The organism is Pseudomonadota bacterium (assembly GCA_018817425.1).
In the GTDB taxonomy this organism is placed as follows: Bacteria; Desulfobacterota; Desulfobacteria; order Desulfobacterales; family RPRI01; genus RPRI01.
Window position 1 is genome coordinate 40,388 of record JAHITX010000067.1, and the last position, 20,493, is coordinate 60,880.

The following is a 20,493-nucleotide window of genomic DNA, read 5'->3' on the forward strand; positions in this document are numbered from 1 at the left end:
TCTCGAAAAGAGAGTTCAAATCAGTGTTCAGGTTTCAGGATAGGAGCTTTGAACCCCGAGCTTTGAACCCTGAACCCCGAACCCCTGAACCGTGAACCCTGAACTCTGAACCCCGAACCCCGAACCGTGAACCGTGAACTCTGAACCCTGAACCCCTAACCCCTAACCCATATTTGCATGAAAAACTTATCTGCTTTACTTTTATCTGTATTCATTACTATCGTCCTGATTCCCATCTTAAGAAAACTGGCAGTGAGAGGAAATGCCCTTGATATGCCGGATTCGCGCAAGATCCATACAATACCAATACCCCGTATCGGTGGCCTTGCTATTGCTCTTGGTGTATTAATTCCCCTTTTAATGTGGGCTCCGAGAAATGATTTTATTTATGCCTATATTGTGAGCGGAGCGATTCTGGTTATTTTCGGCTTGGTGGATGACCTTAAGGGGCTGGATTACAGGCTTAAATTTCTAGGACAAGTTTTAGCTGCCCTGATTATGTTATTTTATGGCGGCATCAGGATCACTAATCTCGGCACATTGCTGTCCTATGGTACTGTATTGCCGGATTTGCTTGCAGTTGTTTTGACTCTGCTTGTGATTGTCGGAGTAACAAATGCCATTAATCTTTCCGACGGTCTTGATGGTTTAGCCGGGGGGATTTCTCTGCTCGGTTTTTTTTGCATCGGTTTTCTTGCCTATCTGATTCAGGATAATACAGTTTTACTTCTTTCTCTGGCTTTTGTGGGGGCTATATTCGGATTTTTGCGATATAATACTTATCCGGCCAGCATTTTTATGGGAGATACGGGAAGCCAGCTTCTGGGTTTTTCGGCTATTGTGCTGGCGATCAAGGTTACTCAGGAAAATGTTTCTGTGAATCCGGTTTTGCCTCTGATTATTATGGGTTTTCCGATTCTTGATACTCTCACTGTGATGTTAGAAAGGATGAAGCAGGGCCGATCTCCTTTTTTGCCGGACAAGAACCATTTCCACCACAGGCTGATTAGTATCGGCTTTTTCCATACCGAGGCGGTTGTAATTATCTACCTGATCCAGTCTTTGATGATTATTTCGGCTATTCTTTTCAGGTATTACTTTGCGTATCAATGCTTTGCAGGTTATCTGATCTTTTCAGCTTTATTTATCAGTGTATTTGCCATAGCAGACAGAAAAGGATTCCGGGTTAAGCGTTACCACCTGATCGATCACATCATTAAAGGAAGGTTGGCAAACATCAGAGACAAGAAGCTTGTGATCCGTATTTCCTTTGAGATATCGAAGGTCTTGATCCCGCTGATTTTTATGTTTTCCTGTTTTCTGCCCAGGGAGATTCCCGGATATGCGATCTATGTTGCACTTGGTTTCGGATTGCTGATTATTGTCATGCGGATATTTGGGAAAAATGCCTGGTCACTTGGCCTGCGCGCTGCTCTTTACCTGAGTATTCCTCTTATCCTCTACCTTAGTCAGGAAGGAATCGCAGATTGGATCAAACCGGAAATAATGATGGGGTACCACATTGGGCTGGCAGTTATGGCTTTTTTTGTTATTCTTACAATCAAGTTTTCCCGAAGGAGCAAAGGTTTTCATGTGACTACCATGGATTTTCTGGTTCTCTTCATAGCCATTGTTATTCCTAATCTTCCGATTGATTCCATACAAAGCCATATTGTGGGTATGCTTGTGGTAAAACTGATTGTAATTTTGTTTAGCTATGAAGTATTAATCACAGAACTCAGGGGGGAATTTAATGCTCTTACGGTTAGTACGCTTGGTGGTTTGGCTATCATAGGTGTGCGGGGGTTGATGTGAGGGTTTTCAGGTTCACAGTTGAAGGTTCAGGGTTCAGGGTTCACGGTTCACAGTTCAAGGTTGGAAAAGAAGAAATAAAGTTCTAAGTTCACGGTTCACAGTTCAGGGTTCAGGGTTGGAAAAGAAGAAATAAAGTTCTAAGTTCTAAGTTCACGGTTCAGGGTTGGAAAAATAAAAAAAGTTTCAGGTTCACAGTTCAAGGTTGGCAAAGAAGAAATAAAGTTCTAAGTTCCAAGTTCACGGTTCACAGTTCACAGTTTACGGTTCACGGTTCAGGGTTGGAAAAATAAATAAAGTTCCAGGTTCACAGTTCAAGGTTCAAGGTTGGAAAAGAAGAAATAAAGTTCTAAATTCACGGGTTAAGGTTGAAGAGCGATGAAAATTGAACGGTTTGAAGACATTGAGGCTTGGCAACTGGCACGTGTGTTGACTCGAAAAGTGTACCGTCTGACAAAGAAACCGGGATTTGCGACGGACTATGGGCTGAAGAGGCAGATACAAGATGCCGCCGGATCATCGATGCATAATATTGCTGAAAGGTTTGATTCCGAGACGAATGCGGAGTTTATCCGGTTCTTGAGATATGCTAAACGGTCTTGTACGGAAGTTCAGAGCGAACTATATATGGCTATGGACGAGGAGTACATATCTTCCGACGAATTTAAAGATGTTTACGAACAGGTTAGACAAACCCGAGCTGCCATTCGTGGATTTATCAACTATCTCAAGAAATATGAAGAGCTCAAGTTAAATAACCGTAAAGCATGAACTCTTAACCCTGAACTGTGAACTGTGAACCTTGAACCTTGAACCCAGAACCTTGAACCTTGAACCCTGAACCCAGAACCCTGAACCCTGAACTGTGAACCCTGAACTCTGAACTCTGAACCCTAAACCGTGAACCTAATAACTTGATTGAGTAGTTTTTTTAGAATAAAGGAGGATGGATGATTATTATTCGACGTAGTGTTTTCTCTGGAATAGCGCTGGTTTTGGCAGTCATGCTTCTGGTTTCATGCAGCGGGCCGGAAGAGAGGAAGATGGAATTTTTTAATAAAGGCAAAGCTTTGTATGAAAAAGGAGATTATGTTAAGGCCAGGCTGGAGCTTAAAAACGCTATTCAAATCGATCCTAAATTTGCCGATGCCTATCATCTGCTTGGTCTGATTGCTATGAAGAATCGGGATCTAAGAGCTGCTTATGGAAACTTTTCGAAGGCCGTCGAGCTTGATCCTGGAAATCTGGACAGCCATGTTCAGTTGGGCGGTTTGTTGCTTAGCACGGGTAAGACGGACGAGGCTTTAGCAAAAGCAGATTTGGTTTTAAAGAGCGATGCGAACAATGAAGATGCAAATATCCTTAAAGGGGCTGTTTTGCTGGCTAAAAAAAATACGGACGATGCACTCAAGTTTCTCTTAGATGTTGTGGGTAGCAAGATTAACAAACCAGACGGTTACCTTCTATTAAGTTTAGCCTATCAAATAAAGGGAGATGAGGAGAGCGCTGAAAAGACACTTCGGAAAGGTATTGAGGTTAATAAAAAGGCTGTACCTCTTTACCTTCCCCTGATCAACCTTGCCCTGAAAAGGAAACAGACGGATGAAGCGATAAGAATTGCCCGGATAATTATTGATATTGAGCCAAAAGAAATAAAGTTCCGTCTGACTCTGGCAGATATTTTATGGAACTCGGGCAAAGAGTCACAGGCGAAAGAAATCCTTAATGCCATGGTTTCAGCCGAACCGGAGGAAGAGAAATCATGGATTCAGGCGGCTAAATTTTATATAATAAAAAACAAACCGGCCGAGGCTGAGCAAGAGTTGAAAGAGGGTATCCGTAAGAATGAAAAAAGTTTTATAATACGTTTTGCCCTGGTTGATTTGCTTACGCGCATGAAGAACTATGATCAGGCTATTGCGGTGCTCCAGGAATGTTTATCCCTGAATAATAATCCGGCTGACCAGCATATTATCCAGACAAAAAATACACTGGCTCGAATCTATCTTGGCCGAAATGAGATCGATAAGGCTAAATTATATGTAGATGAAGTAATAAAGGAAAGCCCCAAAAACAGTGATACCAATTATATCAAGGGGGCCATTCATCTGAGGAAGAAAGAAGGACTCCAGGCTGTTTCAGCCTTTCGGACAGTTGTAAACGAAAGCCCTCAGTTTGCTCCCGGCTATATTAGGCTTGCCGAGGCCCATATGTTAAATAAGGAAACCAATATGGCCTTTGATACCCTTCAAAATGCCATAAAACTTATGCCCCAATCACGGGATTTAGTTCGGTCTATGGCGCGTCTTTTTATAACACAAAAACAATTTAAAGATGCAGAAACACAGTATCGAAAAATTCTTGATGCCAATCCCAAAGATTTGGAGATTAGGGCGGAAATGGGTGATTTCTTTCAGGCATCCGGTGATTTCGAGCAGGCGGAAAAAGAATATGCAAAAATCAAACAGCAGGCTCCCAAGTTGCCCCTTGGCTATCTAAAGCTAATAAGCAGCTATCTTACAAGAAAGAATTGGGATAAAGCGAAAGCAGAATATGAGCAATTAATGAAGGTTCAGCCGAATCTTTGGGTTGCAGCAAATGACCTGGCCTTTTTACTGGCGGAACATGGGCAGGGTGCAAAAGATCTTGATCGGGCTTTGGTCCTGGCTAAAAAAGCTGAGACTCTTAATCCAAATAATCCTGCGATTTTTGATACTCTTGGCTGGATTCATTATCGGAGAAATGAGTTGAAACCGGCCATCGAATATCTTGAAAAAGCCCAGGTGGAAATTTCCCGTAATCCTACGTTTGCTTATCATTTGGGTATGGCATATTATAAAAACAAAAATTTGGACAAAGCAAAAGAGTATCTACAGTTGGCCTTGACGTCTGAAGCCGGATTTGAAGGCAGAGAGCAGGCGGAGAAGATAGTGGCTGGGATGCGTTAAGAAAAGTTCACAGTTGGAAAAGAAAAAAAGTTCACAGTTAGAAAAAGAAAAAAGTTCACAGTTCACGGTTGGAAAGAAAAAAAAGTTCACGGTTAGAAAAAGAAAAAAGTTCACAGTTCACGGTTGGAAAGAAAAAAAGTTCACAGTTAGAAAAAGAAAAAAGTTCACAGTTCACGGTTGGAAAGAAAAAAAAGTTCACGGTTAGAAAAAGAAGAAAAAGTTCACGGTTCACGGTTGGAAAAAGAAAAAAAGTTCACAGTTTACAGTTCACGGTTGGAAAAAGAAAAAAACTGTTTTGAGTGTTGAGTTATGAAAAAAAGTATTCTATGCATTCAAGTCAATCAACTTTGAACCTCGAACTGTGAACCTTGAACCCTGAACCGTGAACCCAGAACTTTGAACCCAGAACTTTGAACCGTGAACCCAGAACTTTGAACCCAGAACTTTGAACCCAGAACCTTGAACCTTGAACCTTGAACCTTGTTGAACCTTGAACTCATGAGTTACTCAAAGAAGGAGACTGTATACATGTTGAAAAAAATGTATGTTTTAATTATGTTGGCAGGCATATTTACAATCATGCTTCACTCATCATCCTGGGCAGCAGAGGAAGCAGCTATCTTGCCTGAAGCAGGGAGTTATATAATCGGACCTGGAGATGTTTTGAGCATTTCGGTATGGAAAGATGAGGCATTGACAAGCGTACCAACTGTTTTGCCGGACGGTTTTATTTCCTTTCCATTGATTGGCAACATACAGGCTGCCGGAAATACCGTTGCAGAGCTTAAAGCGGAAATTGAAGGCAAACTCGCCCGCTATGTACCGGATATAGTTTTGTCCCTTGAAGTCAGACAGGCCAACAGCATGATTGTTTACGTTATCGGACGGGTGAATGCTCCAGGCAGATTTAATCTAAATGCCAATATCAATGTACTGCAAGCGCTTTCAACCGCAGGCGGGCTAAATGTTTTTGCAAAAAACAATAAAATAAAGATTTTTCGTGAAGAAAATGGTAAGACACAAATGTTTCCTTTTGAATATGACAAGATTGTGAAAGGTGAAAATCTGGAACAGAATATTCGCCTGAAAAAGGGTGATATAGTTGTTGTACCCTGATCAACGGATTGGTATCCCATGACAAGTAAAAAACTCATTATTCTTATAGTTACTATTTTTTCTTTTATTATGATTTCTTCTGGTGCTAGAAGTGATGAATTTAAGATTATACCTTCTGTAACTGCGTTAGAAGAATATAACAGCAATGTTTTTTTCACGTCATATGAGCCTGAAAGCGACTTTATTACAACTTTTTCTCCGGCTTTTGAGCTTGTGAATCGAACAGAGCGGTCGAATGCCAACATCAAGGTCCGGCTCGACCTTATCGGTTATGCCGACAACCGGGATCTTAATGCTACGGATCAATTATACCAGGGAAAGCTTAGGTATAATATTACACCACGGTTCGGCATTTCAGCAGATGTCGGGTATCTAAGTGATTCCCGCCCGGACCGGGATTTGGAAACAACCGGCCTTATCACTTCGGATTTGCGCAGGGATAGAGTTAATACTGCTTTATCCACTGATTATCAGTTTACCGAGCAAGACGCCTTATCGCTTTCCTATGCATATAGTAAGGAGACATTTGACAAGGAGGGGTATTCCGATACACTGACTCATGAATTTAATGCCGGGCTTACGCACGATTTCAACAAATATGTTCCGGCTCTTAAAGGGTATCTTGGCATAGGCTACAGTAATTACGATTTTTCCGACAATCAAATGGATATTACTTCGGGAACTGTGGGGCTCTCCCAAGCTTTAAACGAGCTGTGGAGCGTCGGTATTTACGCAGGCTTGCGGTATGCAGAATCTGAAATTTTAACATACCGATTGGAACCGGTATTGCCGCCGTTTTTATATCAGAGGGTAGCTTATAAAGAAACGGAAGATGCATGGGGTTGGCTTGGCAAGGTCTCTCTGATATACAATGGAGAAAGCGGTTACTGTGATATTTCTTACATAAGGGAGATCAGGCCGTCAAGCTTTTATGGTGTTGCAATGGAACGTAATTCTCTGGAACTTTACAGCCGGTATAAAATGACCTATGAGTTATCAGCGGATCTTCACGTCGGTTATTTTGCCAATAAAACAGATAAGCTTGAGTTTTATACACAAAACATAGATAAGGAAAGCTACTATATTAATCCACGCATTAGTTACAATGTGTCAAAAGATATCTCTGTTGAAGCGAAATATAAATATAGTCTATATAACGATAATACAGCGGACACAGAAGCTGATAGACACCTTTTCTCTATTCGACTGTATATTCAGCATTCTCTGTTGGAATAGCAAAAGAAGGGTTGGAAAAGAAAAACAGTTCACAGTTCACAGTTTACGGTTGGAAAAAGAAAAAAGGTTCAGGGTTCACAGTTCACGGTTGACGAAGGAAAAGGATTTAAGGGTTTGCGGATTCAGGGGTTTGAGTGATAGAAAACAACTGTTTTGACTTATGAAAAAAAGGATTCTATGTATTCAAGTCAATCAACCCTGAACCGTGAACCTTGAACCTTGAACCCTGAACCCTGAACCCTGTAACATAATTGGAAAGGAACTTTATGGAAGCACAGACCACATTAACAGTCAATGAGCTTATCGGAATTATTAAAAGAAGGCGATGGGGACTTATTATTCCAACAATTGCCGTTTTTTTGATTGCCGTGATAATCTGTTTTAGCATAGATCCTGTCTATCGTTCCACATCTACGATTCTTATCGAAGAGCAGGAAATTTCCCGGGACTATGTTATGGCTACTGTGACAAGTCTTGCGGAACAGCGTCTGCAAACCATTACCCAGAGGATCATGAGCACGCCGCGACTTCTCAGTGTAATTAATCGCTTCAATCTTTATGCTGATAAAAGAGATAGATTGACGACTGAAGAGATCATAGACAACATGCGTGAGGAAGACATCAAGTTTGAGACCGTAACTGCCGATGTCATCGATCAAAGGACCGGAAGACCGACAGAGGCCACAATTGCCTTTACAATTTCTTATGAGGGGAAAAATCCGGTAGTAGTCCAGCAGGTTGCAAATATGCTTACATCTCTTTATCTGGAAGAAAATATTAAGGTAAAGGCGCAGCAGACATCAAGTACGACAAAATTCCTGGAGGATGAAATGAAGTCAGTCCAGAAAAATCTGGCTGAATTGGAAAAGAATATTGCCACCTATAAGGAAAAAAACAATATTGCCCTTCCCGAACTTTTTCAGTTCAATCTCATAACACTGGACCGTATTGATAAAGATTTAAACCAGTTTAACGACCAGCTCCGAACCCTTCGGGAGAAGGAAAGCTCCACACAGGCTCAACTGGCAAATATACCATCGGATGCCCAAATGGGTGACCAGGTCCGGTTGAGAGAACTAAGCGCAATGCTTGTTAATTTAAAAACCAGGGTATCTGATGAGTATCCTGATGTAATCAAAACAAAAGCGGAAATCGCAGAGCTTGAAAAGCGTCAAAATACTGTAAGTGATTTATCGGCGGTTCGGCAATTAGACACTCCTGCTTACATTACTCTCAGTTCACAATTGGCCAGCATACAATCAGAAATCGAATCTGCAAAACGGCAGATTGACGATTTGATAATAAAAAGACAAAATTTTAATCAAAGAATTGAAGCTTCTCCCCGTGTGGAGGAAGGATATAATAATCTGCTGGCTGAAAGAAATAATACGCAGGCTAAATATAATGATCTGATGAAAAAATTTATGGAAGCAAAAGTGGCATCAGGACTTGAAAAGGATCAACTTGGTGAACGCTTTACGCTGATCAGCCCTGCCGGACTTCCTGAGAAACCGGTAAGGCCGAATATTCCGGTTATTCTTCTTATCGGCCTTATTTTTGGAATTGGTGCTGGAGTGGGTATGGCATCTATATGGGAGTATTCCGACCAATCAGTCCGCCGTTCCGATGACTTAACAAAGGCTTTTCAGATACCCGTTCTCGCAGAGATACCGGAGATTGTTACAGTGGAAGATTTAGCCCGGGATAGAAAAAAGCGCATAATTATGCTGGTTGCTCTGATCCTCTGCGTTTTGGTGGCTCTGGTGGTCATTCATTTACTGATTATGGATCTGGGTGTTTTGTGGATTCGTATAATGCGTTACCTGAAGATGAGGTTTTAGAAACAAGAAAAAGATGCTTGAAGAGTTGGAATAAGAAGCAAACATGAACATTTCTCAAAGGTATTAAAATTAAAAGGAGTACCCTATGAAACCCAATATGTTTTCTGACAAAACGAAAAATAAGGAATCAAAAGAAACAGATTCGACTGATAAAATTGATCTTACCGATTTGCCCGAAAGCAAGAAGAGAGCCGGCTGGGTGTCTCCAACCTATTCTCGGTCCAAGAGCGTAAGGCTTGATCCTGATATTATTTCAAAAAACCGTTGCGTGGCCATGTTTCCGAACAGCCCGGAAGTAGAGTACTATAATTTGCTTCGAACCCGCATACTGCGCCTAACTCAGGAACAGGGAGGACGTGCCATAATGATTACCAGCGCCCTTCCCGGAGAAGGCAAAACAACCACTGCCATAAATCTTGCTCTCACATTCGCAAAGGAATACGAACACACAGCCATGCTGGTGGATTGTGATCTGAGGAAGCAGAGCATCCATAAGACAATGGGTTATCGTAGCGACGTAGGGCTTATAAACCATTTACTTGATGGCACACCTGTTTATGATCTTGTAGTTTGGCCAGGCGTGGAAAAGCTGACAGTGATCTCAGGCGGTAAAACCATACACGAGAGCAGCGAAGTTATAGCATCGCCGCGGATGCGGGAGCTTGCTAAAGAGATGAAGGGCCGCTATCCTGAGCGCTATGTGTTCTTTGATGTTCCGCCTCTTCTTGTAGGAGCCGATGCCCTGGCTTTTGTACCGCTGGTAGACTGGATTATACTGGTTGTGCAGGCCGGTAAAACGCCCATGTTCGAAGTCAACAAAGCTTTGCAAATGCTGCCCAAAGAAAAGGTGCTTGGTTTGATTCTTAACCGCCAGACCTCGCAGGTCAACTCCCATGCGTATCAATAGCCAAAAGGTATATGGTTGCTATATTGTTGTGTCCCATGAGTTGCCCAAAGACAGGCATTTTTCAAACCTCTTTGTTGTCTTTTAATACATCATTTAGCACTTTCCCCAAGTCATAGACATCAAAAGGCTTTGGCATCATGCCCTTAAAGCCGTATTTGCTAAAATTTGCAAGAACTTCATCATCAGAGTAACCGCTGAAAACAATGGCTTTAACTTTGGGGTTTATTTCCTGTAGTATTTTTATGGTTTCCTTTCCTCCCATACCGCCAGGAATTGTAATATCCAAGATGGCGGCATCAAAAGGTTTTTCTGATTCAATCGCTTCCTTGTACATCTCAATCGCTTCATCGCCATCTTTTGCGAACTCCGATTCATAACCAAGTAAATCAAGCATCTCTTTGACCATTTCTTTAAGCAATACATCATCATCCATCACAAGTATCTTACCCCGGCCTTTTAACAGAAATTCTTCTTCTGTTTCCTGAATCTTTTTGTCGGAAGCCGGCAGATAAATATCAAACGTGGTTCCTATTCCCGGAACAGATTCCACTGAGATGTGCCCGTTGTGTTTCTTTATTATGGAATATGCCGTGGCAAGTCCAAGGCCGCTTCCGGCTTGCTTTGTAGTAAAATATGGATCAAATATCTTCAAAAGATGTTTTTCAGCTATGCCCACCCCTTGATCTTTTATCGATATACGGATGTATCTTCCCGGCTTTACCGGTATTGTATGTATCTCTTCCGTTATCAGATTTTTTGCCGTAATCAGGATAGTACCTCCATCCGGCATTGCCTGATTTGCATTTATCACAATATTGTTAATGACCTGGGTTATCTGTCCCAGGTCTGCATCAACATGCCATAGGTTTTCTGCTATCTGAAATTTGCATGCGGATTTTGAACCCCGCAAACAAAAGAGAGAAGATTCTTTGATGAGCTTTTGAATAGAAGCAGTCTCCTTTACCGGAGTTCCGCCTTTGGCAAATGTCAGTAACTGCCTTGTAAGACCCTGGGCCTTGACTGAGGCGGTTTCTGCTGCGCTTAACAAATCGAATATATCTTGTTCAGGCTTTACCTGCATCTTTGCCAGGGAAATGTTTCCTGATATTGAAGTTAAGATGTTATTGAAATCATGGGCTATGCCTCCTGCAAGAATTCCCACGGATTCAAGTTTTTGGGCCTTCAAAAGCTCCTCTTCCATTCTTTTACGCTCGGTTATGTCGCGTATGATGTGGACTGCACCGGCATAATGGCCGGCCGCGTCTATGATGGGATCTGCGGTAACCTGAAACCAGTTATCGCTGATCTGTAATTCCATGGTTTCACGGCAAAGGCTTTTTTGTGCCCGGGAGAGAGGACATTCGGGGATCGGTTTCGATGTATTGTGCACAATTTCCCAACAGTGTTTACCAATGAAATCTTCACAGGAGAGATGAAAAAACCGCTCCGCGGTTTTGTTCGACCGCAATACCCGCTGATTTTGATCCAGAACCCAGATAGCATCATTTGCGGCATCAAAGGTAGTTTTCCACTCCCGTGCTGTTTGAGCCGCTTTTTCTTCCGCCAGTTTAATTTCGGTGATATCGCGTCCTACAGATTGAATTTCCAGCATATTTCCGTTAAAGTCGAAAAAACCTTTATTGGCAAACTGTATCCAATGTATATCTCCATTGACAGAACGCACTCTATTTTCAATATTAACAACCGGGTTTGTCGGGGACAATTTAAGCAATTTTTCCTGTATTTCTTTTAGGTCATCATCCAGAGGCAAAGGCAGCCATTTTTTCCCGATCAAGTCATCTTTTGTTTTTCCAAACAATTTGCAATACACATCATTAACAAATATAAAGGTTCCGTCGGGCTTGAAACGGCAAACAAGATCGGGTTGATTTTCAATTAAAGACCTGTATTCTTCTTCGCTAAGCCGAAGCGCTTCTTCCGCTTGCTTGCGCTCTGTTATGTCAATATGCTGGATGGCTGCATTCGTGATTTTTCCGCTTGAATCCCATATGGGGGAAATGGTGGTATCCAGAATTACGAATGCTTCTTTTTGAAGTGCAGGCTGGTTCAGTTGAGGTGTTTCATATGTAATGTCAAATCTTACTGTTTTACCTTCCTCAAATACTGATTTTACTAAGGGGAGTAGCCCTTGTTCTTCAACAATATTATCATTGAGCATATTATACTTTCCGATCACTTCTTCCGGTATGAGGTTTAATAAATTGCAGCAAGACTGGTTGATTCTGATCAGTGTGCCTTTCTCATCAGCAATCCACATTGGGTTAGGACTTTCTTCAATAATTTTATTAAGAAAGGCTTCGGAATGCCGGAGTGCCTCTTCCGCCTTCTTGCGTTCCAAAAAAATTGAAGCGATCCTTATTATGCCGGCTGCCATTAAAATTGATATTAAGAGGGCCAGGAGTTCGGCGTTTAAATCCGGGCGAATCATCGTGTTTCCGGAAAGCATACGGATAAGAGGGATGCACCGCCTCATAGCCATAAATATCAGGGCTACTGAGATAAAACTCCAGGCTAACCGTTTGCCGGTAATAGGAATAAGCCTGAAAGCCATGAATGCTGCAAAGAATTGCAGGGAAATAGATAGCGACAAAATAAATATTATAGTCATGGGGATATCATTTCCTCTATTACAGGTGTGCTTTGCTTATTTCCTGCGTTAAGATGGATATTTATCCGATTCGTTCCGGGTTTGTTTTTACTTATTTATTCATCAGGATCTCTCCCTTCAAAGATGAGATGTGCCGGCTGGAAAAACAGAGGAGAATTATAACGGGAGAATTTATTTGTGCAAAAATAACGGATATTTTTTATAAAGTCAAATTATATAGTGCAATCTAATATATTGGCATCATCTACCATGATTTTAAAAAACCATTTAATTCAAAAGTTCATATCCAAAAAAGAGGCAATCCAAATCTCTTGACACAAAAATTAACTGATGCTAAAGCCAATTATAATAAAGGCGCGTAGCTCAGGGGGAGAGCGCTACCCTGACACGGTAGAAGTCGTTGGTTCAAATCCAATCGCGCCTACCAGATAATTTAAGGGTTTACAGCAGATAAGAGCTGTAAGCCCTTTTTTATTGACTTATAGCTATCTATGGGATAGATAACTATCGGATTGAAAAGAAAATAAACTCTTTTTGGATTGTCATAAAATTCGACCTGCTCTAATTATAAGGATAAATTTCACTTGTTTCTTAAATAAAGGTTATGCATGTGAATTCAAGCGATAGTATCCAGTTGTCAAAGCTTATAAGTAATCCCAGTCCTGAATCAATTATCACTGAGGTCAGAAAGACCTTTTGTTTCCATTATTCAAATAGAAATTTTGATAATATACATGATAATTTTTATATTATAAAAACCCTGTTTGATGGGAAGTTTCCGGGTTATAAGGCATGCAACACTGAATATCATGATTTCACGCACACTGTGGATATTTTGCTTGCAACCGCCCGATTAATAGATGGATACAACTTGGAAAACAAACCCCTTCCGATTTTACTTGCGTCAGCCCTTCTGAACTCCGCCCTTTTTCATGATACGGGGTATATTCAAGAAAATAATGATAGTACAGGCACTGGTGCAAAACATACCGCAACTCATGTAAAAAGAAGTATTCAATTTATTAAAAGGCATCATGAGGTTTTTGAAATTACTCCGGATCAAATTTTACCTATGAAAAATTTGATTTTGTGTACGGATTTGCAGATTAAACCGGGTACCATAGCTTTTTCCTCCGATGAAGAAAAACTGTCCGGATATATACTTGGCACATCCGATATTTTATCTCAGATGTCAGACAGTGACTATCTGGAGAAACTATTATTTTTGTTTTATGAGTTTCAAGAGGCTGAAATAAAAGGGTTTGATATCGAGTTTGATATTATAAAAAAAACCATAAGTTTTCATAAATTAATGAAAAAGCGGTTTTCCAAAATTTTTTTTAATGTCTATAAGTATGCGCAGCGCCATTTTAAAGAGAGATTTATGATTGACCGCAATCTATATATCGAAGCAATTGACCGTAATATCGAATATCTTAACGAGATTGTGAAGGATGGAAGTGTAGATTTCCAGGATAAACACAGGCGAAAAGCATTTGTAACAAAAACATTCTAAAAATAGGTTGTTGTCTGACGAATGATTTTTGATAAATTTTTGATAAATCCAGTGGTATTGATTTTCAATTTTAGTGCTGGTATGTTTAAAAAAAATGGAAATCATTTTAATTTGTGGACATAATCTCAATGCATAGGTTAAAGAAGAGTAGCTGTTTAACCTATGCATAAATAAATTATAAAAAAAGGATATCAGGTTAGAAATGGAAAATAAACTTGTTGCTGTTATTCTTGCTGCCGGATTAGGGAAACGGATGAAATCAGATAAGGCAAAGGTATTACATGAGATTAATGGTAAGCCCATGATTATGTATATCCTTGAAACAGCTAAAAAAATTGCCGGCGATAACATAGTTGCGGTAGTTGGAAATCAGGCTGAAAAAGTCGGCGAGGTAGTATCAAAAGATTATAATGTCATTTTTGCTTTACAAAAAGAGCAGCTTGGTACAGGGCATGCGGTTAAGTGTGCCTTATCTTTTCTGCCCGAACATTCTAAGCAGGTTTTAATATTGTGTGGGGATGTAGCGCTTCTGTCTTTTGAAACGCTGAAAAAGCTTTATGAAGACCATGTTAAATCGGATCGTGACGTATCTGTTCTGGCAGTTAAAATCGATAATCCTAAAGGATATGGAAGGATTATTATGGATGAAAAAAACTGTGTATCCGGGATAATAGAGGAAGCTGATGCAAATGATGAACAAAAAAGTATAAACATTATTAATTCAGGAATATATTGTATAAAGAGAAGTTTTTTGGAATATTCTCTGAATAAAATAAAAGCAAATAACGCTCAGAGTGAATTTTATCTTACAGATGTTGTTAAAATCGGATATTCCGAAAACAAAAAGGTAGGAGCGATGATAGGACAAGACAGTGAAGAGGTATTAGGTGTAAACAGCTTGGAGGAGTTGATGGTAGTAGAAAAAATAATGAAAAAAAGAATGACTCAATGATTTTCGATATAAGTAAATGATGTATTATATCTTGACTTTGGCATGAATTAAATATTATAAAAGATTATGGATATGAGGTGAAAACTTGGATACAGAACTGATCCTGCGGCAATTTGATGAGATAGAAAACAGACTTGAAAAACTGGTTGCAGTTTGTAAATCATATGAAGCAACAAACTCGGAACTTAAGAGTACTATAGTAAAGTTAGAGGAGGAACTACAGGAAAAGAGCGAAAGGGAAAAGGACTACATACAGGAGAGAGATATTATTAAATCAAAGATAGATAATCTTCTTAACAGGCTGGGTGATGTTACAGAGGCTGATAGTTAAATGCCGTTTAATTTTATTGAAAGGTAGATATTTCTTATTGGAACAAATTATAACAATAGAGCTTTTTGGAAAGAAATATACATTCAAAGCTGAAACTCAGGTTGAAAAAGCTAAAGAAGTGGCCGAGCTTCTTGTTAAAGAAGTAAAAAAAGTTGAGTCTCAACAAAAGGGCTCCCCGGCACGCTTTAATCCGCTTGGAATCATGATATTGACTGCTATGAATATTGCTGGAGATAATATTGATAGCAAAGACAACCATGTGGATTTTATTCGCAAAATTTCTGATAAATCGTCAATGCTGTTGAATAAATTAGAAAGCTTTTAATATTAGATTTTTGATAGTATTTGTAAGATACGGACTTGAAATAAGTTCCTAAATATTAAAAATCAAAAAAGATATTTTGTTCCGACTTTCAAAAGTGTAATAGTAATAAGCTGAAAATAGAAGATTTCTCTTCGATTTCTCAAATATATAACGTATTTCTGACCGGGATTTCCGAAACGAAATTGGTTTTTATAATACCCCTGCCGTGTTTGTGATTGGTATTTGATCTTTGATCCAACAAAGAAAATGTAGGGAGCCTTCCTTGGTTTTGGTGTGCATGTTCTGCTTGTACAGAAAAGCCTAAAGAAACCATAAGGCGCCAACTTTGAACATTAGGTTCAGAGGCTTGCCAACACGGCACAGTGCGGGGGTATTAAATTTACCAGGAAAATAGAATTGATATCTTTAAGGAGTAATCTTTGTCCCTTACCGTTTTCCTCCTACCTATCAGCTGTTTTCATGCCATTGCCCATAATTAATTTTTAAATTGCTAAATCTTACATGGTAGCTTAAACCTATCTTGTTTTATATAAGCTAATTTTGAACAACTGGAGATAGATAATGAACATATATCTGATAATAATTGGCGTTGCAATGTTTGCCATAGGATATTTAGTTGCCTATTGGGTAAAAGGAAAAATGACTTCCCAAAAAGTCAAGGCAGCAGAGAATGGGGCGACCAGAATAATAGAAGCCGCAAAAATAAAGTCGGAAGCTGTTATTAAAGAAGCCCAGATAGAGGCAAAAGATAAATTATTCAAGATGAAAACAGAATTTGATCTTGAAACCAAGGAAACAAGAGCCGAGCATAAAAAACGTGAAAAGAGGCTGATTCAAAAAGAAGAAAGTTTAGATAATAAGCTTGATCAGATCGAACGCAAAGAGAAGGAAAATTTACGAAAAGAAGCTATTCTTAAAAAAAGAGAAGATAATATTGAGAACAGCGAAAATAAATACAATGAAATAATTGAGGAACAAAACAGACAACTTGAAAGAATATCAGGTTTAACCTCTGAACAGGCTAAAGAGCTTTTGCTTAGAGCCATGGAAAATGAAGCCCGTCATGATGGTGCAAAGCTAATTAAAAAAATAGAAAATGAAGCCAAAGAAGATGCTGAGAAGAAAGCAAAAAGTATTATGGCAACTGCTATGCAAAGATATGCCTCGGACTATGTAGCTGAACGAACTGTTTCTGTTGTTCAACTTCCCAGCGATGAAATGAAAGGAAGAATAATAGGAAGAGAAGGGCGCAATATACGGACCCTTGAAGCAGCTACCGGAATTGATCTTATTATAGATGACACTCCTGAAGCAGTAATTCTATCAGGGTTTAATCCGGTAAGAAGAGAAGTGGCACGTATTTCACTTATGAGGCTTATATCTGACGGTCGGATTCACCCGGCAAGAATAGAGGATGTAGTAAAAAAAGTTGGCATTGAGGTTGATCAGATTATAAAGGAAGCTGGTGAGCAAGCAGCTTTTGATCTGGGTGTTCATGGGATTCATATTGAACTAATAAAGTTTATAGGAAGATTAAAATACAGAACAAGTTATACGCAAAATGTTTTGCAGCATTCGATTGAGGTCGGTTTTTTAAGCGGAATAATGGCCTCAGAGCTTGGGCTTAGCGCAAAGCTTGCACGACGTATGGGTCTGCTGCATGATATCGGCAAGGCAATTGATCATGAGGTCGAAGGGCCACATGCTGTTATCGGATCGAATCTTGCGAAAAAATTTGGTGAAGCCCCTAAAGTTGTGCATTCAATTGCTGCTCATCATGAAGATATACCGCCTTCATCCGTATATGCATATCTTGTCCAGGCTGCGGATGCTCTTTCAGGAGCAAGGCCGGGAGCCAGAAAAGAAATGCTTGAAAGCTATATTAAACGGTTAGAAGATCTGGAAAAAATAGCTAATTCTTTTAAAGGCGTTTCAAATACCTATGCTATTCAGGCTGGAAGAGAGCTTAGAGTGATTGTAGAAAGCGGGATCATATCGGATGCAGATTCAGTCATGTTAAGCAGAGATATTGCCAAAAAGATAGAAGAATCTCTTGTTTTCCCCGGGCAGATAAGAGTGATAGTGATTCGTGAAACAAGAGCTGTTGAGTTCGCAAATAAATGAGGGAAGCATGGCTGACTTAATAGATATTTTCAAAGAAAGAGGCTTTATTGAAAACACCACTCATGATGAGGAGCTCAAAGACTATATCGGTAATAATGAGGTCACTTGCTATATAGGCTTTGATCCCACCGCATCGAGTTTGCATGTTGGAAGCCTTGTCCCTATAATGTCACTTGCCCATATGCAAAAATATGGGCACAGACCTATTGCTCTTATAGGTGGTGGAACAGGCCTGATAGGCGATCCAAGCGGAAAAACCGAGATGAGGCAGTTTTTGACTCCTGAAAAGATTAAAGACAATATTGTCGGTATAAAAAAACAGCTTTCACGGTTTATTGATTTTAGTGACAACAAGGCCCTTCTTGTTAATAATAATGAATGGCTTAGTGAATTAAAATATATCCCTTTTTTAAGAGATATTGGAAGGCATTTTTCAGTTAACCGGATGATAAAAGCCGAAAGCTATAAGCTAAGACTTGATTCTGAAGAAGGGCTTAGCTTTATTGAGTTTAATTATATGTTACTACAGGCATATGATTTTTTAGAACTTTTTGATAAATATCAGTGCAGGCTGCAAATGGGAGGCAGTGACCAATGGGGAAATATTGTTGCAGGCATTGAACTTATAAGAAAAGTTAAAAAAAGCATCTCTTTTGGCATTACTTTTCCATTAATAAAAACCAGTAATGGAGCTAAAATGGGAAAAACTGCAAAAGGCGCTGTATGGCTGGATCCGGAAAGAACAACTCCTTATGATTACTATCAGTACTGGATAAATACTGACGACAGGGATGTAGCGCGTTTTTTGGCTCTTTTTACATTTTTGCCGATAAATGAGATAAGAGATATCGAAAAATTAGAAGGAGCTGATTTAAATAGTGCCAAAACAATACTTGCGTTTGAAACAACTTTACTTGCACACGGACGTGATGAAGCGGTTAAAGCATATCAAGCTGCTGCAAGCGTTTTTAACAAACGATTTGTCCCGAAAGATATGTTGATGCACAGCTCTGTGCCAAGAGATAGCGCTGAAATCAAAGATGTATCCGTTCCTTGTTCTTATATTGATCATGATGTTTTTAAATTGGGAATTCCCGCTTTTAAGCTTTTTCATGAGGTAGAACTTGCTTCATCCGGAGCTGCCGCAAGAAGGCTTGTCGAACAGGGAGGAGCTTATGTAAATGATAGGCGAATCGAAAAGTTTGACGAATTGATTACCTTAAATGATATCCATGAGATGGAGATCTTGTTAAGATCAGGCAAAAAGCGGATTCATAAAATCAGAATAAAACAGTGACACTGACGTAATGGCATCGATACCTGTCAGCAGGGATTTGCAAAGTTATTCCCTCAAAGCTGACACAGTTTCAGCAGTCACTCCCCGTGCTCGCAGAGAATAGGCGGCAATTATGTCAATCCTCAAGCGCTGTATTGCCTCCTAAACTAGGTAGGCTGCGCCTTACTTACTTTACCTCCCTTCTCCGGTGTAAACCAGTAATGGCTCCCCTGACCCTATAAAGAGCACTGAACAAACTCCGCTTAACGATCACATCCAACCCCTTTGATTGTAATGTGTTCTTAACCCAGCTATAATAGCGCAGGCCACCGTCACGCTGATACCATGAATGAAAATGTTTAACATTCCAACCCATGTGTTTTGTCCGATAACGTTCCGATATCGTCATGACCTCATCCACGGTTGCTTTCCGAAATGAAGCCTGTGTAAATTTCTATATAGTATACCTTCTAATCCAATGTTATCATAACGATTAATGTGACGACGAAACATACTTGAGGAGCACACTCCAAGTAAAACAGTTGCCTCTTTCTGACACAATCATCCCTGATGTACACCCGGAGCTGCCGAAAAAGGCTTGTCGAACAGGGAGGCGTATATATAAATAATAGGCAAATCTAAAACTTTGACAAATTAATTACCTTGAATGATATCGGTGAGATGGAGATTTTGTTAAGATCAGGCAAAAAGCGGATTCATAAAATTAGAATAAAACAGTAAAATATCGCTTGACATAAGATGTCCCTAAGGATAGAAAGCACTACGTTTTGAGTATTTGAAGTTTTGTTTTTTTACAACTTGAGTCTTCATAAAGGCTGGAAAATTTTGCAGTGAGCAAAATCATAATTTCTTCAGATTTCAGATATTGATATCTCTGGGAACAGCCATGAAACGTAAATTTAAGATAAAAAACAGCTTGACAAACAGAAAGCAAGTTTGCTATAAAAACTCTTTCTGTTAAAGATAACCAAATGTGCTTCATAAGTTATTTTTTAAAAAATAAATAAAAAAAGACTTGACACAAAGGGTTATGATAAAGTATAAAATATCTTTTTTAGTACAGAGGTTGTCGCTTTGGCAATCGCTTGATCTTTGAAAACTAAATAGTGACAGCTTGTGAGTTAGGGCGCATGCATTTGCATGCAAAGAATCAAAAGTCAAAAGTTTAATTGGAGAGTTTGATCCTGGCTCAGAATGAACGCTGGCGGCGTGCTTAACACATGCAAGTCGTACGAGAAATCTTTAGCTTGCTAAAGATAGTAAAGTGGCGCACGGGTGAGTAACGCGTGGGTAATCTACTTTCAAATTTGGGATAACTCGCCGAAAGGCGGGCTAATACCTGATAATATCTTTTAATCCTTGGTTTAAAAGATCAAAGGTGGCCTCTATATATAAGCTACTGTTTGAAAATGAGCCCGCGTACCATTAGCTTGTTGGTAGGGTAATGGCCTACCAAGGC

General features: G+C 39.7%; 15 protein-coding genes, 1 tRNA gene, 1 rRNA gene and 1 other RNA gene. 17 read left to right on the forward strand and 1 reads right to left on the reverse strand.

Going from position 1 to position 20,493, the window contains the following annotated elements; translation table 11 throughout:
* The first annotated feature begins 177 nt into the window (after positions 1-177).
* The 8 genes from KKC46_11840 (at position 178) to KKC46_11875 (ending at position 9,860) form a co-directional block, all read left to right on the forward strand.
* Positions 178-1,815: an undecaprenyl/decaprenyl-phosphate alpha-N-acetylglucosaminyl 1-phosphate transferase gene (locus tag KKC46_11840; GenBank protein MBU1054502.1), complete on the forward strand. Its 1,638-nt coding sequence runs from the start codon at positions 178-180 to the stop codon at positions 1,813-1,815.
* Positions 1,816-2,190: 375 nt separating this feature from the next.
* Entirely contained in the window at positions 2,191-2,583 is a 393-nt protein-coding gene (locus tag KKC46_11845) for a four helix bundle protein (protein ID MBU1054503.1), read from the forward strand.
* Positions 2,584-2,762: 179 nt separating this feature from the next.
* A complete protein-coding gene (locus KKC46_11850; protein MBU1054504.1) occupies positions 2,763-4,760 on the forward strand; it encodes a tetratricopeptide repeat protein in 1,998 nt (665 codons plus the stop codon).
* 13 nt (positions 4,761-4,773) lie between these two features.
* On the forward strand, positions 4,774-4,965 hold the full coding sequence (locus KKC46_11855; GenBank protein MBU1054505.1) for a hypothetical protein: 192 nt from the start codon (positions 4,774-4,776) through the stop codon (positions 4,963-4,965).
* 293 nt (positions 4,966-5,258) lie between these two features.
* The gene (locus KKC46_11860) at positions 5,259-5,876 is read left to right on the forward strand and encodes a polysaccharide biosynthesis/export family protein (GenBank protein MBU1054506.1); all 618 of its coding nucleotides are present in this window, start codon (positions 5,259-5,261) and stop codon (positions 5,874-5,876) included.
* Positions 5,877-5,894: 18 nt separating this feature from the next.
* Complete coding sequence (locus KKC46_11865) at positions 5,895-7,112, forward strand: outer membrane beta-barrel protein (protein MBU1054507.1); 1,218 nt, start codon at positions 5,895-5,897, stop codon at positions 7,110-7,112.
* A 266-nt stretch (positions 7,113-7,378) separates the two neighbouring features.
* Positions 7,379-8,953 (forward strand): chain-length determining protein, encoded by a 1,575-nt coding sequence (locus tag KKC46_11870; GenBank protein MBU1054508.1) that lies wholly within the window; start codon positions 7,379-7,381, stop codon positions 8,951-8,953.
* Positions 8,954-9,038: 85 nt separating this feature from the next.
* Positions 9,039-9,860, forward strand: a complete 822-nt coding sequence (locus tag KKC46_11875; GenBank protein ID MBU1054509.1) for an AAA family ATPase — start codon at positions 9,039-9,041, stop codon at positions 9,858-9,860.
* 61 nt (positions 9,861-9,921) lie between these two features.
* Here the strand turns inward: KKC46_11875 and KKC46_11880 are convergent, their stop codons facing one another.
* Positions 9,922-12,489 carry a PAS domain S-box protein gene (locus KKC46_11880; GenBank protein MBU1054510.1) on the reverse strand — a complete coding sequence of 856 codons (2,568 nt, stop codon included), beginning with the start codon at positions 12,487-12,489 and terminating at the stop codon, positions 9,922-9,924.
* Between the two features lie 352 nt (positions 12,490-12,841).
* Here KKC46_11880 and KKC46_11885 point away from each other — a divergent pair.
* The 9 genes from KKC46_11885 to KKC46_11925 all read left to right on the forward strand — a co-directional run.
* Positions 12,842-12,916, forward strand: a tRNA-Val gene (locus tag KKC46_11885).
* Between the two features lie 183 nt (positions 12,917-13,099).
* Positions 13,100-14,005 carry a hypothetical protein gene (locus KKC46_11890; protein ID MBU1054511.1) on the forward strand — a complete coding sequence of 302 codons (906 nt, stop codon included), beginning with the start codon at positions 13,100-13,102 and terminating at the stop codon, positions 14,003-14,005.
* Between the two features lie 202 nt (positions 14,006-14,207).
* Positions 14,208-14,957 (forward strand): NTP transferase domain-containing protein, encoded by a 750-nt coding sequence (locus tag KKC46_11895; GenBank protein ID MBU1054512.1) that lies wholly within the window; start codon positions 14,208-14,210, stop codon positions 14,955-14,957.
* Positions 14,958-15,042: 85 nt separating this feature from the next.
* Positions 15,043-15,288 carry a hypothetical protein gene (locus KKC46_11900; GenBank protein ID MBU1054513.1) on the forward strand — a complete coding sequence of 82 codons (246 nt, stop codon included), beginning with the start codon at positions 15,043-15,045 and terminating at the stop codon, positions 15,286-15,288.
* Positions 15,289-15,325: 37 nt separating this feature from the next.
* Complete coding sequence (locus KKC46_11905) at positions 15,326-15,613, forward strand: cell division protein ZapA (GenBank protein ID MBU1054514.1); 288 nt, start codon at positions 15,326-15,328, stop codon at positions 15,611-15,613.
* A 194-nt stretch (positions 15,614-15,807) separates the two neighbouring features.
* A non-coding RNA gene (gene ssrS, locus KKC46_11910) (6S RNA) lies at positions 15,808-15,988 on the forward strand.
* A gap of 186 nt (positions 15,989-16,174) precedes the next feature.
* Entirely contained in the window at positions 16,175-17,737 is a 1,563-nt protein-coding gene (gene rny / locus KKC46_11915) for a ribonuclease Y (protein ID MBU1054515.1), read from the forward strand.
* Between the two features lie 7 nt (positions 17,738-17,744).
* Positions 17,745-19,034 (forward strand): tyrosine--tRNA ligase, encoded by a 1,290-nt coding sequence (locus KKC46_11920; GenBank protein MBU1054516.1) that lies wholly within the window; start codon positions 17,745-17,747, stop codon positions 19,032-19,034.
* A 1,166-nt stretch (positions 19,035-20,200) separates the two neighbouring features.
* Positions 20,201-20,493: ribosomal RNA gene (locus tag KKC46_11925) — 16S ribosomal RNA — on the forward strand; the annotation flags it as partial.

What these genes read in the sequence shown, in the direction of transcription:
- KKC46_11840 (MBU1054502.1), top strand. Translation starts at nt 178, where the DNA reads ATGAAAAACTTATCTGCTTTACTTTTATCTGTATTCATTACTATCGTC.
- KKC46_11845 (MBU1054503.1), top strand. Translation starts at nt 2,191, where the DNA reads ATGAAAATTGAACGGTTTGAAGACATTGAGGCTTGGCAACTGGCACGT.
- KKC46_11850 (MBU1054504.1), top strand. Translation starts at nt 2,763, where the DNA reads ATGATTATTATTCGACGTAGTGTTTTCTCTGGAATAGCGCTGGTTTTG.
- KKC46_11860 (MBU1054506.1), top strand. Translation starts at nt 5,259, where the DNA reads ATGAGTTACTCAAAGAAGGAGACTGTATACATGTTGAAAAAAATGTAT.
- KKC46_11865 (MBU1054507.1), top strand. Translation starts at nt 5,895, where the DNA reads ATGACAAGTAAAAAACTCATTATTCTTATAGTTACTATTTTTTCTTTT.
- KKC46_11870 (MBU1054508.1), top strand. Translation starts at nt 7,379, where the DNA reads ATGGAAGCACAGACCACATTAACAGTCAATGAGCTTATCGGAATTATT.
- KKC46_11875 (MBU1054509.1), top strand. Translation starts at nt 9,039, where the DNA reads ATGAAACCCAATATGTTTTCTGACAAAACGAAAAATAAGGAATCAAAA.
- KKC46_11880 (MBU1054510.1), bottom strand. Translation starts at nt 12,489, where the DNA reads ATGACTATAATATTTATTTTGTCGCTATCTATTTCCCTGCAATTCTTT.
- KKC46_11895 (MBU1054512.1), top strand. Translation starts at nt 14,208, where the DNA reads ATGGAAAATAAACTTGTTGCTGTTATTCTTGCTGCCGGATTAGGGAAA.
- rny (MBU1054515.1), top strand. Translation starts at nt 16,175, where the DNA reads ATGAACATATATCTGATAATAATTGGCGTTGCAATGTTTGCCATAGGA.
- KKC46_11920 (MBU1054516.1), top strand. Translation starts at nt 17,745, where the DNA reads ATGGCTGACTTAATAGATATTTTCAAAGAAAGAGGCTTTATTGAAAAC.